The organism is Hymenobacter puniceus (assembly GCF_014333525.1).
In the GTDB taxonomy this organism is placed as follows: domain Bacteria; phylum Bacteroidota; class Bacteroidia; order Cytophagales; family Hymenobacteraceae; genus Hymenobacter.
Genome location: NZ_JACSCX010000004.1, coordinates 164,015 through 178,150, shown reverse-complemented (window position 1 = coordinate 178,150; position 14,136 = coordinate 164,015). Strand labels below are relative to the sequence as shown.

The window sequence follows — 14,136 nt, the reverse complement described above, 5'->3', positions numbered from 1 at the left end:
GAGACGCAATATTTTGCGTCTCGCCGTTGAATGACCAGCACCGCGCGTATCAAACAACATCAGCAACGGGGAGACGCAAAATATTGCGTCTCTACACCTTCCACACATGCCAACAAACACCCACCACATGCCTCACCTCAAAGTCTGCGGGATGGCCGATGCCAACAGCCTGCGGGCGGTGGCGGCGCTGCAGCCCGATTTCCTGGGGTTCATCTTCTACCCGAAGTCGAAGCGGTACGTGGGGGAGCGGCTGCCGGCGGCGGCGGTGCGGGAGTTGCCGGCCGCCATCCGCAAGGTGGGCGTGTTCGTGGACGACGACGCGGCCACGGTGCTGGCGCGGGTGCGGGAGTATGATTTGCAACTGGCCCAGCTTCACGGACACGAAACGCCCGAAACCTGCGCCGCGGTGCGGGCCGGCGGCGTGCCGGTGGTGAAGGCGTTTGCAGTAGGCGAGGGGTTCGACTTCGCGCAGCTCCGGTCCTATGTGGGCTGCGTGGATTACTTCCTCTTCGACACGGCCGGCTCCCAGCCCGGCGGCAACGGCACCGCCTTCGACTGGACGCTGCTGCAGGACTACAACCTGCCAGTGCCCTACTTTCTGGCCGGCGGCATCGGGCCGGAGCATGCGGCGGCGCTGCGCAACCTTCGGCTGCCCGGCCTGTTTGCCCTGGACCTGAACAGCCGCTTCGAAACCGCCCCGGGCACCAAGGACGCCGGCCGGCTGGATACTTTTTTTCAGGAGTTGAAAGCAGAATAAGCCAGCAGCATACACAGGCAGATTGCGCTAAAGACGAATACACGAAAGCTATGAGCGAAATAAAGATTGCGCTGGATTGGACGGTGAACACTAACCACACGGGCTTCGTGGTGGCCCAGGAGCTGGGCTGGTATGCGCAGCACGGCCTGGAGGTGGAGCTGCTGACCCCGGAGGCCGACAACTACGCCCTGACTCCGGCCAAGAAAGTAGAGCTTGGCCAAGCCGATTTTGCGCTTTGCCCGCTGGAAAGCATCATCAGCTACCGCACCAAGGCCCGGCCGTTCGATGCCATAGCCGTGGCCGCCCTGCTGACGGAAGACCTGAGCAGCATCGTGACGCTCAAGCGCCCGGATATTCAGTCGCCCAAAGATTTAGCCGGCAAAATCTACGCCTCGTACCAGGCCCGCTACGAGGACCAGATAGTGGCGAAGATGCTGGAAAACGACGGCGCTACCGGCCCGCTCACCATCACCTACCCCGAGAAGCTGGGCATCTGGAACACGCTGCTGCAGCAGCAGGCCGACGCCACCTGGATTTTCGATAACTGGGAAGGCGTGCAGGCCCGGCAGCAGGGCGTGGCGCTGACCAGCTTCCGCCTGGCCGATTATGGCATTCCGTACGGCTATTCGCCCGTCATCATGGCGTCGGAAAAGCGGGTGCTGGAAAACGGGGAGGCCTACCGGAAGTTTCTGCGGGTGTCCGGGCAGGGCTTCCTGCACGCCAAAGACCACCCGGAGGAGGCGGTGGCGCTGCTGCAGAAGCTGGTGCCGACCGCCGACCGCAACCCCGGTTTCCTGCTCGAAAGCCAGCAGTACACGGCCGAATACTACGGCAGCGGCCCCGGCTGGGGCCACATGAGCCCCGCCAAGGTGCAGCGCTACCTGGACTGGCTGGCCGAGCATGGCCTGGAAACCCGGAAGCTGCCGCTGTCGGAAGTCATGACCAACGACCTGTTATAGGAACCCTTTTTTGCGTCTGATTTTGCGGGGTAATCCACTGCGAGACCCTGCGCCACCCACCCCGAGATACTGCGAGATACCATCATGAAACCAACCTACCAACAACCCACGGAGCGCGGCTACTACGGCCAGTTTGGGGGCGCGTTCATCCCCGAAATGCTCTACCCCAACGTGGAGGAGCTGCGCCAGCAATACCTGAGCATCATGGCCGAGCCGGAGTTCCAGCAGGAATACCAGCAGCTGCTGCGCGACTACGTGGGCCGGCCCACGCCGCTGTTCGAGGCCAAGCGGCTGTCGGCGAAGTACAACACCCGCATCTACCTCAAGCGCGAGGACCTCTGCCACACCGGCGCCCACAAGGTGAACAACACCGTGGGGCAGATTCTGCTGGCCAAGCGCCTGGGCAAAACCCGCATCATTGCTGAAACCGGCGCCGGCCAGCACGGCGTGGCCACCGCCACGGTGTGCGCCCTGATGGGCATGGAGTGCATCGTGTACATGGGCGAAATCGACATGGAGCGGCAGAAGCCCAACGTGTACCGCATGCGCCTGCTGGGGGCCGAGGTGCGGGCGGCCATGAGTGGCAGCCGCACTCTTAAGGACGCCACCAACGAGGCCATCCGCGACTGGATAAGCAACCCCGTGGATACGCATTACATCATCGGCTCGGTGGTGGGGCCGCACCCGTACCCCGATCTGGTGGCGCGCCTGCAGGCCGTTATCAGCGAGGAAATGCGCAAGCAGCTGCTGGAAAAAACCGGCTCTGAGCTGCCCCAGTACGTGGTGGCCTGCGTGGGCGGCGGCTCCAACGCGGCCGGCGCGTTCTACCACTTCCTGGAAGAGCCTTCGGTGCAGCTGGTGGCCGTGGAAGCCGCCGGCCACGGCGTGCACTCAGGCCATTCGGCCGCCACGTCGGTGCTGGGTACGCCGGGCATCATCCACGGCAGCCGCACGCTGCTGATGCAGGATGAGGACGGCCAGATTACCGAGCCCTACTCCATTTCCGCCGGCCTCGATTACCCCGGCATCGGCCCGCTGCACGCCTTCCTGGCCGATTCCAAGCGCGCCCGCTTCATCAGCATCGAAGACGAAGCGGCCCTGAAAGCCGTGGCCGAATGCAGCCGACTCGAAGGCATCATCCCGGCCCTGGAAACCGCCCACGCCCTAGCGGCCCTCGATCAGCTCGGCGCCGGCCCCGACGACGTGGTGGTCATCAACCTCTCCGGCCGCGGCGACAAGGACCTGGAAACCTACATCAAGTACGCTGACGCTATTATGTAAGGCAATGGCATTGTCATGCTTGATCTGGCGTCCGCTTGTCGAAGCATCTCTACCTCTGGCTAATTTCTACTTGTAGACAAAGCGGTAGAGATGCTTCGACTGCGGCTCCGCCTTCGCTCAGCATGACAGACAATATCATGTGACATGACCAACCGAATAAAAGACGCCTTCGATAAAAAGCAGAAGAACCTGCTGAACATGTACTTCACGGCCGGCTACCCGCGCCTGCACGACACCGTACCGCTGATCAAAGCCCTGAGTGAAGCCGGGGCCGACCTCATCGAAATCGGGATGCCGTTTTCGGACCCGCTGGCCGATGGGCCGGTGATTCAGGCCAGCAGCACCGTGGCCCTGGCCAACGGCATGAACCTGCGGGTGCTGTTCGAGCAGCTGAAAGGCATTCGGGAGAGCGTGCCCGAAACGCCGATTCTGCTGATGGGCTACCTCAACCCGGTGATGCAGTTCGGGGTGGACAACTTCTGCCGCGAAGCCGCCGCCGCCGGCGCCGACGGCATCATCCTGCCCGACCTGCCCCTCGACGATTACGTGGCCGAGTACCAAGACATTTTCCGCCGCCACAACCTGCGGCCTGTGTTCCTCATCACTCCGCAAACTGCTCCGGAGCGTATCCGCCGCATCGACGAGCTGACGGATTCTTTCCTGTACCTCGTGTCGGGACCCGGCACCACGGGCGGGGCCAACACCCAGGCCGAGGGCGTGCAGGAAGCCTATTTCCAGCGCATTGAGGCCATGAACCTGCGCAACCCCCGCCTCATCGGCTTCGGTATCGGCGACAAAGCCTCGTTCCAGAATGCCTGCCAGTACGCCGAGGGTGCCATCATCGGCTCCGCGCTGATTCGCGCCCTGGACGGCGTGGATGACGCCCCGGCCGCGGCCAAGCGGTTTGTTTCTTCTGTAATTCAGTAAAGTTTCCCGCAGAGGGCGCAGAGGTTTCCGCAGAGGACGCGGAGGTCGTTCTTCTGCGTCCTCTGCGAAAACCTCTGCGTCCTCTGCGGGAACCCCGAAAGAACATGATCATCCAACTCGACCCCCATATCACCGAAACCCAGAAAGCCGCTATTGAAGCCCGCATTCAGGAGCTGAAATACAAGGCTACGGAGGTGAAAACCCAGCGCGCTCACTACCTGGTAGCCATCGGTAAGGCCGATGTGGATTTGCGCACCATCGGCCAGCTGCCCGGCATCCTCGACATCCACCGCGTCTCGGACGACTACAAGCTGGTGAGCCGCAAGTGGCGCGTGCGCCCCACGGTGCTCGACCTCGGCGACGGGGTGCGCATTGGGGAAGGCTCGCTCACGCTGGCCGCTGGTCCGTGCAGCATCGAGAGCGAAAAGCAGATGGAGCTGATCATGCAGCACCTCGTGGACAACGACGTGCGCATCATGCGCGGGGGCGTGTTCAAGCCCCGCTCGTCGCCGTACGCGTTCCGCGGGCTGGGCATGGAAGGCCTGAAGGATTTCCACCGCATGGCCCGGGAGCGGGGCATCAAAATCGTGACGGAGGTCATGCAGGTGTCGCAGGTAGAGGAGATGCACGACTACGTGGACGTATTCCAGGTGGGCGCGCGCAACACCCAGAACTTCAACCTGCTCGATGCGTTGGGCGGCGTGGACAAGCCCGTGATGATCAAGCGCGGCATTTCCGGCACCATCGAGGAGCTGCTGTCGTCGGCGGAGTACGTGTTTTCGGGTGGCAACGAGAAGCTGATTCTCTGCGAGCGGGGCATCCGCACCTTCGAAACCGCCTCGCGCAACACCCTCGATCTGAACGCGGTGCCCATTCTGAAGGAGAAAACCCACCTACCCGTCATCGTAGACCCCTCGCACGGCATCGGCATCCGCGAATACGTGCCCACCATGGCCCTGGCCGGCGTGATGGCCGGCGCCGACGGCATCATCTACGAAGCCCACGAGAAACCCGAAGAAGCCGCCTCCGACGGGGCCCAGACCCTGAATTTCCAGGAGTCGGAGCGTCTGATCCGCAATCTGCGCAAAGTATACGCCCTGCGCCAGGAGCTGGAATAGGGGCGTTAGGTTGGCAGAAAAGGAACGTCATGCTGAGCTTGCCGAAGCATCTCGCGTGCTGACACCGGATTATTACCCCAACGTCAGCACGCGAGATGCTTCGACAAGCTCAGCATGACGTTTTAATTGGCTTCAGATACGGACTAGCACGATGACGAGACGCGACACTTCGCGTCTCGTCATTGAACGACCCGGAACCGCGCCACTCAAAACAACATCAGCAACGACGAGACGCGAAGTGTCGCGTCTCTACATCGTTCAACAGCGCATAAACCGCCTCGGCTTTAATAAGCCGGGGCGGTTTTTATATAGTCGAAACCCGATCTACTGTTACCTTGCCGGTATGTTCTTCAGCTTCAACCTGTACAGCGGCTTGCTGCTGCCGTTTTTCCTGCAAGGCATCATTGTGGCGGCGGTGCTGTGGGCGCGGCGGCGGCGCGAGGATACGGCCGCTGATGGCTGGCTGGCGCTGCTGCTACTGCTATTTGCCGTACGGCTGGCCCAATGGATGCTGGGCTTTGCCGGCTGGTACGATTCGCACGACGCCCGCACGACGTTTATGTTCTACTGGCCGTTCAGCAACTGGCTGGCGGTGGGGCCCACGCTGTATTTCTACTTCCGCAGCCTCACCAACCAGGAGTTCCGGCTGCAGCGTCGGCACTGGTGGCACTTCGCGCCCGCGCTGGCGGTGCTGGCATGGCGCGGGGCGGTAGTTGGCTATGATATCGGCTGGTGGCAGGGGCTGCAAAGCCAGCATCTGCCGGAGCACTTCGGCACCAAAGGCCCCTTGGCTGCCTGGGTCGACTATCAGCCTATAGGACTACTGCTGGATGTGCTGGGATATGGCTCGGTGCTGCTGTACGCGGTGCGCAGCCTGCGCGAGTACCGCGCCTATGCCCGCTACCTCAACGACAACTTCTCTGATACCGAGCAAATCCGCTTCCGGTGGCTGCGCAATGTGCTGGTAGCCGTGGTGCTCGGCACCAGTGTTACACTGGCTTTCGGCCTGATCAACACCTTTATCAGCCCCCTCAACTACGTGCAGAACTGGTACGACTACCTGTTTACCGGCCTGCTGATCTACTACCTCAGTATTGCGGGGCTGCTGACGGGTTACCGCTTGGTCGCCCTGCGCTTCCAGCCGCTGGCCGCCACGACGGTTGCCCTAGCCTCCATCATGCCTCCTACAGAGGAAACGTTATCAACAGCGGAAGCTCTGCCAGGCTCAGAAGGTGTAGCAGTTGAAACTACTGTTTTCCACCCCGCGCCCGCCCAGCCCGATACTCCAGAGCTGGCCGCGTTACCGGCCGCCACCGCGCCGCTGGTAGCTGACGTACCGGTGGCAGACGTTGCGGCCGATGCCGAGCTAACCCGCTGGACTGGCCGCCTGTTGGCTCACATGCAGAGTGCCCGGCCGTATCTGGAGCCCGAGCTGACCTTGAGCGAGCTGGCCGGCCAGCTGCGCACCAATACGTCCTGGCTGTCCAGAGTCATCAACACCGGCTGCGGCCAGAACTTCAACGACTTCATCAACGAGTACCGGGTGTGCGAAGCTGAAAACCGCCTTCGCGACCCACAGTTCCGGCACTACACGCTGCTGGCGGTGGCCCTGGAGGCGGGCTTCAACTCCAAGTCCACCTTCAACCGCGTGTTTAAAAAGCTGCGGGGCCAGACCCCCAGCGAAGTAGCCCGGCAGGTGTAGAGCCGCAAATTCGCGTCGTGTGGTTGAACGCCAGTCCTGCACCGACAATACGGTGTAGCGATACTTCAATATCTACGTTGAGCGGCCTGAAAACGCGCCAATTAAACAACTTCAGTAACGACGAGACGCGAAGTGTCGCGTCTCTACACCTGTCGGTGCCAAACCATAAATTGGGGCGTCTCAGGTGGTAAAGCGGGGCGTTTGGGGGAGTGGCGGAGTGCTCCTTTGGGAAATCGTTTCACTTCACCCCCACAACTGCATCATGAGTACTGTTCTGCATTCCCGACCGGCAGCGGCCACCATTTTCGTTGCCTTGCTGCTGCTGGCTACGGCCTGCTGGGCAGGCATCACCTCCAATCTGCTCATCGAGTCAGGCAAACAGTTCGCCCTGGGCGGCGGACAGCTTGGGAGCTTCAAAGTAGAGGCGCACAACGTGGGCAAAGTGCCTGTTGAAATTAGGGAGCGGCCTCGCGGAGGGGGCATCTTCGGCAAAACCACGCTAGCTCCCGGTGCTCGGGGCACGCTGCGGTTTATGGCCGGCTCCACGGCTTTGCTGCTCAATCCTTCAGCGCAGCAGGCCAAAGTAGACCTCAAAATCACCGGCGACACCAAGCTCAGTATGAACTACGAGCCCAACGGTCAACTCTAAATTGGATACATTATCAAAGTGTTAATTACTATGATTTGAGAAATAGTGCTTCTCGAATTAGAGTCATTTGCTGGTGAATAGTATATTATACCGATAAACGACCTCATAACAGAAGGGGGGTAACAGGATATTGAAGTCATTCAATAGAAAATGCCTGTGAATAATATACCCGTTGAGAACTTGTTTATTCCGGAAGTCTTCTATATTTGCATCAACATGCTGCACCTATCCGCGAAATGCTTTATGACCATTAATCGTCCTGTCCAGGACGAGGTCGGGCGCTTTTGCGGAACTGAAAGGTAGAACACAGCATGTTTCTCCTCTGAAATTCACTTAAGAGCCCGACTCCTCCCCAGGAGCCGGGCTTTTTTTCTGCCCTGTAGGCCCATGATACAGCAACACTACGACCGGTACACCACGCAGGATCAGCTGGTTTGGAAGGTATTGTTCGACCGCCAGACGGCGCTGTTGCACAAGCGCGCCTGCTCGGCGTTTGGCCGGGGGCTGGAGGCCGTGGGCTTCCACCGCAACGCCATTCCCGACTTCCAGGAAGTAAGCCAGCGTCTGCAGAAAGCCACTGGCTGGCAGCTGGAGCCGGTGCAGGGCATGCTCAACGACGCCAAGTTCTTCGGGCTCCTGGCCCAGCGCAAGTTTCCGGCCACCGTCTGGATCCGCAGCATGGCGCAGTTCGACTTCATCGAGGAGCCTGACCTGTTCCACGGCGTATTCGGCCACGTGCCTTTGCTGATGGACCCGGCCTTCGCCGACTTCCTGCACTTCCTGGGCCAGGTGGCCGCCCAACACCTCGACGATGCCGTGGCCCTGGCCCGCCTCGAGCGGCTCTACGGCTTCACGGTGCAGTTTGGGTTGGTGGAAGAGCACGGCCAGACGCGCATGTACGGGGCCGGCCTGCTGTCGTCATCGGGCGAAATCCACCACTGCATCGGCGACGTCACACGCCGCTTCCCCTTCGACCTGGCCACCGTGCTGCACACGCCCTACAGCGAGGCGCACCTGCAGGACCAGTACTTTGTGCTCAATTGCTGGGAGCAACTCACGGAAAGCGTAGCCGAGTTGGCCGCCTTATTGTCGTCGGGCTGGGAGCTGCAGCCAGTGGAGTAGCCAAGCTGTCATCCTGAGCGGAGCGAAGGACCTTGTCACATCAGCACGAGTCGTTGCAACGTGATAAGGTCCTTCGCTCCGCTCAGGATGACAGCGTGAAATCCACGTAATCCAAAAACTCTCTTACCTTTGCCGCACATGCTGCTGTTCACGTCCCGCTATTATTACGCCGCCACCTATTACGCTCCCCTCCGGAGCGGAGCGGCCGCGGCGTACGCGAGGAACTGAGAGTAGCACTTCACCCTCCCCAACGTCATTTCAAGCCTGCTTCCGCTTCCTGCGGAGGCAGGCTTTTTCTTTTTCCACCTTTTTTCATTTTCCTTATGCAGCCTGTTTCTGCCGCCCCAGTTGCTTCCGATACCCTGCCGTTGCTGTCCCAGGTATATGCCGATTACACCGCCGCCGACCAGCACGTGTGGCAGCTGCTCTTCGACCGCCAGATGGCGCTGCTGCCCGGCCGCGCCGCCGAGGCGTTTTTGGAAGGTGTGCGGCGGGTAGGCTTCACCCGCGACGCCATTCCCGATTTTCGGGAGGTGAACCCGCGCCTGCAGGAGCTGACCGGCTGGGAGCTGGTGGTGGTACCGGGCATTGTGGACGACGCCGTGTTCTTCCAGTTGTTGGCCGACCGCAAGTTTCCCGCCACCACCTGGCTGCGCACCCTCGAGCAGCTCGACTACCTCGAAGAGCCCGACATGTTCCACGACGTGTTCGGCCACGTGCCGCTACTGACGGATGCCGGCTTCGCCGATTTCCTGCAGAAGCTGGGTGCCGCCGCCGTGCACCACGGCCAGCGCTGGCCGGGCACACTCGAGCAGTTCACGCGTCTGTACTGGTTCACGGCTGAGTTCGGTTTAGTGCAGCAGTCCGATGGCCTGCGCATCTACGGAGCCGGGCTGTTGTCGTCGCACGGCGAAGTGAAGTTCAGCCTCAGCGAAGCGCCCACCCGCCTGCCGTTCACCCTCGACGGCGTACTCGACACGCCCTTTGAGAAGGATAAATTCCAGGACCTCTACTTCGTGCTGACCGACATGCAGCAACTCCCAGAAAGCCTGGCCCAACTACAGGCGCGGCTGTTGGAGTAGGTGCTGGGTGAGGAGATGATGCAGGAATGTAGAGCATCATGCAGAGCTGAAAGCGAAGCATCTCACTTGCTGACGTTGCTTCACTAGCCCAGGGTTTAAACCCTAGGCTACAGAGCGGTTATCGTTCGACGATTTAACAACATCAACATGCGAGATGCTTCGGCTGCGCTTCTGCATGACGTTCTGCTTCATCCAACAAACCATCAATACCGCCAGCCTAGCCGGCGGTAGATGAAGTGGAGCAGCCAGAGCGGGCCGATGAGCAAGAACTGCAGGTCTTTGAGGAAGCTGGGCTTTTTGCCTTCCACCTTGTGGCCCCAAAACTGCCCAATCCAGGCCAGCACGAAGATAATCAGGCACACGGCCCACAGCGGTAGGGCTGCCTGGGCCTGTACCAAGCGCAATGTCAGTGCCATTAGCAGCCACACCAGCACCATACCTACCGCCAGCCTTCCTGAGAGCCAAATGTAGTACGCCACGGCCAGCACCATTACCACAGTAGCCCAGTTCAGCCAAGGGCTGAATTTCTGCACTGCCACCGGTACCGGCACTGACCACAGCAACCCCAGAATGGCGAACATAATTAGCGGTACGCACACCCAATGCACCAGCTTGTTGGTAGGATTCTGGTGGCTTTCTGCGTATTCATTCAGCAGCCGCTGAACCGGGGAAATGAGGGCGGTGGACATGGTGCAGGGCGTTGGTGGGAGCCAATAAGGTAGCATATTCTCCACAGTCTGAACAGCATCAGCACGCAGCAAGACGCGACACTTCGCGTCTTGCTGCGTGCTGATGTTGTTCAGGTAGTGCGGTGCTGGTTGTCTGGATAATACACGCTGAAACCGTGTTGGCGTTGCGCCGATGGCGCGGTTTTCGTTGTTCTGGCGGGAGACGCGAAGCGTCGCGTCTCTATAGCTGTGCAGGCTGAAACAAAAAGAGGCTGCCCAAGCGGGCAGCCTCTTTTTGCTGGGGCGGTCAGTAGCGCGAACTTTGTAGTTCGCGCCCCAGAACGACAAGGATTCTAACGGCGCGGGGGCGCGGACTACAAAGTTCGCGCTACTGACCGATACTGCGGAAAGTTATTTCAGCTTCAGGTTTTTCTTGAGGTAGGCAACCGAAGCGGCGTGGGCGTCGGCAGCCATTTCCTTGTTGTATTTGGGGTTGGAAGGGTTGGCGAAGGCATGGTCGGCATCGTAGGTTTTCACCGTGAGGCCTTTTTTAGCAGTGGCCATGTCCTTGCGGAACTGGTCTACCACTTCCTGGTTGATCCACTTGTCCTGCTTGGCGAAGACGAACAACACATCGGTGTTCAGCGTTTTGAGCTTGGCCACGTCCTTTTCCGGCATACCGTAGTACGCCACGCAGGCCTTGGCCTTGGAACCGGCCAGCAGCGCCGTCTGGATGCTCCAGCCGCCGCCGAAGCACCAGCCGATGCTGCCGATTTTGGCGTTCGGGCCGGCGTAGGTGAGGGCACCGTTGATGATGGCCTGGGCGCGCTCGGTTTTCACGGCCTGCATTAGCTTGCCGGCCTGGTCGGCGTCGGTGGCAATCTGGCCGTCGTAGAGGTCGAGGGCAATGACGTTGACGCCGGGCAGCTCCTGGGCAAAGCGGCCAGCTTCCTGCTTGATGTAGTCGTTGAGGCCCCACCACTCGTGAATCACGAACAGGTACTTGTCCGACTTGGTCTTGCTCTTGATTTCGAAGGCTTTGCCGGTCTGGCCGTCGGTGGTTTTGAACTCAATCATGCTGCCTTCGCCGGCGTAGGTGAAGGGCAGGGGGGCATCGTGGCCGCCGGAGAAGTCCTCGTTAGAAGCCAGCATGGCGAATACCTCGGTGGCAGCCTGACCGGCGGCGGGCTTGGTGCAGCAGTTCATCGTCGATTGGGCCGAGGCCACCGATACCACGCTTAGCAGCGCGGCGCATAGAGTCCAGAGTTTTTTCATGAGAAAAGGAGAGGTGAAAATGGAGAAAGGGAAAAGCATCCAGGAGTCATTCGTGTAAGTACACGAGTAGCTCCGGGATGCTTAAACTAGGGTGTGTCGGTTTAGTTTGGAAACCCTCTACTATATCGGCGGGATTGGTCTGTTTGAGGACGTATGCATGAGTAGTCACCGTCCTGCTGAGCTGGTCGAAGCATCTCTACCGCTTCGTTGGGTTTAGTCTTGCAACGAAGCGGTAGAGATGCTTCGACCAGCTCAGCAGGACGTTCTTTTCCAATCCTCAACCCCTGATTATTCGGCGGAGTTTGTGCGAATAAACGCACGCAGCTCGGTGAGGAGCGCGTAGAGGCCCACGTAGGTGCGGTTGAGGTAGATGAAGTGCTCGGAGCCGCGGGGCTCCCGCTGCTGGCGCAGCTCGGGCTGCTGCATCAGGTCGTCGCCGAGGGCGTAGAGGCTCTGCATGTAGGCCGGGTCGCCGAAATCGAAGGTGGGCTGGCGGAACGGGCGGCCCACCAGCTCCAGCGAGGCGCGCATGGTGTCCACGTAGAACGCGCGGCTAGTTGGCGCATCACCGGCGCGCAATACGCCGCCCTCTTCCAGTAGCGCCGCCAGGCGGGCGGGGTCGGCGAGGGTTTCGGATGTGAGCAGAGCCGTGAACAGGCGGTGCACATCGGCCGGAATTTCCTTCACGCAGCCAAAATCCAGCACGCCCACCGTGCCGCCGTCGGTGGCGGAGAGCAGGAAGTTGCCAGGATGCGGGTCGGCGTGCACCTGGCGCAACTCGTTGAGCTGGAACATATAGAAGTCCCAGAGAGCCTGGCCGAGCTGGTTGCGCACCTGCTGGCTGGGGTTGGTTTCCAGAAATTCCTTTAGGTGGCGGCCGGGTAGCCAATCCATAGTCAGGATGCGCGCCGCCGACAACTCGGGGTAGTACTGGGCAAACTGCAGATGCGCGAGGCCGACACAGGCCTGGGCAATCTGCTGGCCGCGGCGCAGCTCCAGAGCATAGTCGGTTTCTTCGATCAGGCGGGTTTCTACTTCCTGCATGTAGGGGCGCACGATGGCTTCATCAAGGCCCAGCACGCGCAGGGCAATGGGCTTCACCAGCCGGATATCAGAGCGGATGCTGTCGGCCACGCCCGGGTACTGCACCTTCACGGCCAGCTCCCGGCCGTCTTTGCGGGCGAAATGCACCTGCCCGATGCTGGCCGCCTGCCGGGCTTCGATGTCGAACTCGTCAAATACCTCGAATGGCGACTTACCAAACGCCTCCCGGAACGTCTTCACCACCAGCGGGCCCGACAGCGGCGGGGTCTGGTACTGGGCTTGGGCAAACTGGTCGGCGTAGGCGGTAGGCAGCAGGTTCTTTTCCATGGCCAGCATCTGGGCCACTTTCAGCACCGAGCCTTTCATTTCGCTGAGTGTACCGTACAACTCGGCTGCATTGGCGGCGTGCAGGTCGGCCGTGGTGCTGTCGGCGCCCACAGCCCGCTTGGCGTAGTGCTTCACGTAGTTGGCGCCCACGTTGAGGCCGGTTTTGGCGAAGCGCGCCGCCCGGGCCACCTTGGTGGTAGGCAGGGAGGTAAGCGACTTGGGAGTATCGTCCATGAGAATAGATAAGAGACCGAACGGTCATGCTGAGCTTGCCGAAGCATCTCTACCGCTTCGCCTGCACGTCATGCCAAGTCTGCGAAGAATCTCGCGTGCTGACGTTGTGATGACCTTGCTCCACAGCCCAGGGTTTAAACCTAGGGTTAGTGAATCGTTCAGGCAAAGTGGTAGAGATGCTTCGGCAAGCTCAGCATGACCGTTCTGAGACAACTGAAAAACCTTACCGGCGCACCAGGAACCGCACGAAATCTGTGGCGGAGTCCAGGGTGTTGCGGCCGACGAGGTCGAAGCTCAGAGTCACTGCTTTTTCAATGGCAGCGTCGGTGCGTTCGAAGTTTACGGTGTCATCTTTGGCAAAGAAGCCGAGCACGAAGAGCTGCTGCTGCCAGAAAAAGCGGGGGTAGGCGTGCTGCACCAGCTGGCGGCTGGCCACTTCCTCGGTGCGGCGGCCTTCACGCAGCAAGTCCTCTACAAAAGCCTCAAACTCCTGCCGGAAATCGTCGAGGACGCGGGGCGTAACGCCAGGCATGCGGGAAAGCGAGCGGCGCAGGCTTTGCAAGGCGTAGCTGCGGTTGTGCTTGAGAATCTCAATCAGCGTGTAATAGAAGCCCAGCAGCTTTTCGCGGGCACCATACTGCTCCCACACCGGCTCGCGGGCGGCCGTGGTGCGGGCCTCACGCCCAAAGTCAGCCCAGATTTCCCGGTCGATGGCGTCGAAATTGGCGTAGCTGGCATAGAATTCCTGCTCGGCAATCCCCAGCTTCTGCGTCAGCTTAAACACCGAAATCGGTGGCTTGCCTTTGCGCAGCACGTAGTCGAGGTAGGCTTGCTTGATGCGGGCTTTGGGAGTAGGGGCCGTTTCGTGGGCCACAGGTTGTTGCTGTTCCATACGCATATAACAACGTGATTTAACGCAGTGTTTGACTGTGTTTCGCAGTGTTTTGCGCAGGAGCTCGGCGTGGCCGTGCAATGCGAAACACAATGTAAG

The 14,136-nt window shown here is 60.4% G+C and carries 13 protein-coding genes; 9 read left to right on the top strand and 4 right to left on the bottom strand.

What is annotated here, in order from left to right; genetic code table 11:
* The first annotated feature begins 106 nt into the window (after nt 1–106).
* From H8B14_RS13080 to phhA, 9 genes are all read left to right on the top strand, one after another.
* Complete coding sequence (locus tag H8B14_RS13080; protein WP_261990010.1) at nt 107–757, top strand: phosphoribosylanthranilate isomerase; 651 nt, start codon at nt 107–109, stop codon at nt 755–757.
* A 50-nt stretch (nt 758–807) separates the two neighbouring features.
* The gene (locus H8B14_RS13075) at nt 808–1,716 is read left to right on the top strand and encodes an ABC transporter substrate-binding protein (RefSeq protein ID WP_187316091.1); all 909 of its coding nucleotides are present in this window, start codon (nt 808–810) and stop codon (nt 1,714–1,716) included.
* An 84-nt stretch (nt 1,717–1,800) separates the two neighbouring features.
* Complete coding sequence (gene trpB, locus H8B14_RS13070; protein ID WP_187316090.1) at nt 1,801–2,997, top strand: tryptophan synthase subunit beta; 1,197 nt, start codon at nt 1,801–1,803, stop codon at nt 2,995–2,997.
* 144 nt (nt 2,998–3,141) lie between these two features.
* Nucleotides 3,142–3,924: a tryptophan synthase subunit alpha gene (gene trpA, locus H8B14_RS13065; protein ID WP_187316089.1), complete on the top strand. Its 783-nt coding sequence runs from the start codon at nt 3,142–3,144 to the stop codon at nt 3,922–3,924.
* Nucleotides 3,925–4,028: 104 nt separating this feature from the next.
* Nucleotides 4,029–5,042, top strand: coding sequence for a 3-deoxy-7-phosphoheptulonate synthase (aroF, locus tag H8B14_RS13060; protein ID WP_187316088.1), 1,014 nt, complete (start codon nt 4,029–4,031; stop codon nt 5,040–5,042).
* Between the two features lie 343 nt (nt 5,043–5,385).
* Nucleotides 5,386–6,744, top strand: coding sequence for a helix-turn-helix domain-containing protein (locus H8B14_RS13055; RefSeq protein ID WP_187316087.1), 1,359 nt, complete (start codon nt 5,386–5,388; stop codon nt 6,742–6,744).
* 262 nt (nt 6,745–7,006) lie between these two features.
* The gene (locus H8B14_RS13050) at nt 7,007–7,393 is read left to right on the top strand and encodes a hypothetical protein (RefSeq protein WP_187316086.1); all 387 of its coding nucleotides are present in this window, start codon (nt 7,007–7,009) and stop codon (nt 7,391–7,393) included.
* A gap of 327 nt (nt 7,394–7,720) precedes the next feature.
* Entirely contained in the window at nt 7,721–8,515 is a 795-nt protein-coding gene (locus H8B14_RS13045; RefSeq protein ID WP_315984832.1) for a phenylalanine 4-monooxygenase, read from the top strand.
* 323 nt (nt 8,516–8,838) lie between these two features.
* The gene (phhA, locus tag H8B14_RS13040; RefSeq protein WP_187316084.1) at nt 8,839–9,597 is read left to right on the top strand and encodes a phenylalanine 4-monooxygenase; all 759 of its coding nucleotides are present in this window, start codon (nt 8,839–8,841) and stop codon (nt 9,595–9,597) included.
* A 203-nt stretch (nt 9,598–9,800) separates the two neighbouring features.
* Here phhA and H8B14_RS13035 read toward each other — a convergent pair whose 3' ends face one another.
* The 4 genes from H8B14_RS13035 to H8B14_RS13020 form a co-directional block, all read right to left on the bottom strand.
* Entirely contained in the window at nt 9,801–10,286 is a 486-nt protein-coding gene (locus H8B14_RS13035) for an Mpo1 family 2-hydroxy fatty acid dioxygenase (protein WP_187316083.1), read from the bottom strand.
* A gap of 390 nt (nt 10,287–10,676) precedes the next feature.
* Nucleotides 10,677–11,540, bottom strand: a complete 864-nt coding sequence (locus tag H8B14_RS13030) for a dienelactone hydrolase family protein (RefSeq protein ID WP_187316082.1) — start codon at nt 11,538–11,540, stop codon at nt 10,677–10,679.
* A gap of 288 nt (nt 11,541–11,828) precedes the next feature.
* The gene (locus H8B14_RS13025) at nt 11,829–13,145 is read right to left on the bottom strand and encodes an ABC1 kinase family protein (protein WP_187316081.1); all 1,317 of its coding nucleotides are present in this window, start codon (nt 13,143–13,145) and stop codon (nt 11,829–11,831) included.
* Between the two features lie 223 nt (nt 13,146–13,368).
* Nucleotides 13,369–14,037 carry a TetR family transcriptional regulator C-terminal domain-containing protein gene (locus H8B14_RS13020; protein WP_187316080.1) on the bottom strand — a complete coding sequence of 223 codons (669 nt, stop codon included), beginning with the start codon at nt 14,035–14,037 and terminating at the stop codon, nt 13,369–13,371.
* Nucleotides 14,038–14,136: the final 99 nt, after the last annotated feature.

Excerpts from the sequence above, each read along its gene's own strand:
- H8B14_RS13080 (WP_261990010.1), top strand. The coding sequence starts at position 107 with ATGCCAACAAACACCCACCACATGCCTCACCTCAAAGTCTGCGGGATG.
- H8B14_RS13075 (WP_187316091.1), top strand. The coding sequence starts at position 808 with ATGAGCGAAATAAAGATTGCGCTGGATTGGACGGTGAACACTAACCAC.
- trpB (WP_187316090.1), top strand. The coding sequence starts at position 1,801 with ATGAAACCAACCTACCAACAACCCACGGAGCGCGGCTACTACGGCCAG.
- trpA (WP_187316089.1), top strand. The coding sequence starts at position 3,142 with ATGACCAACCGAATAAAAGACGCCTTCGATAAAAAGCAGAAGAACCTG.
- aroF (WP_187316088.1), top strand. The coding sequence starts at position 4,029 with ATGATCATCCAACTCGACCCCCATATCACCGAAACCCAGAAAGCCGCT.
- H8B14_RS13055 (WP_187316087.1), top strand. The coding sequence starts at position 5,386 with ATGTTCTTCAGCTTCAACCTGTACAGCGGCTTGCTGCTGCCGTTTTTC.
- H8B14_RS13050 (WP_187316086.1), top strand. The coding sequence starts at position 7,007 with ATGAGTACTGTTCTGCATTCCCGACCGGCAGCGGCCACCATTTTCGTT.
- phhA (WP_187316084.1), top strand. The coding sequence starts at position 8,839 with ATGCAGCCTGTTTCTGCCGCCCCAGTTGCTTCCGATACCCTGCCGTTG.
- H8B14_RS13035 (WP_187316083.1), bottom strand. The coding sequence starts at position 10,286 with ATGTCCACCGCCCTCATTTCCCCGGTTCAGCGGCTGCTGAATGAATAC.
- H8B14_RS13030 (WP_187316082.1), bottom strand. The coding sequence starts at position 11,540 with ATGAAAAAACTCTGGACTCTATGCGCCGCGCTGCTAAGCGTGGTATCG.
- H8B14_RS13025 (WP_187316081.1), bottom strand. The coding sequence starts at position 13,145 with ATGGACGATACTCCCAAGTCGCTTACCTCCCTGCCTACCACCAAGGTG.
- H8B14_RS13020 (WP_187316080.1), bottom strand. The coding sequence starts at position 14,037 with ATGGAACAGCAACAACCTGTGGCCCACGAAACGGCCCCTACTCCCAAA.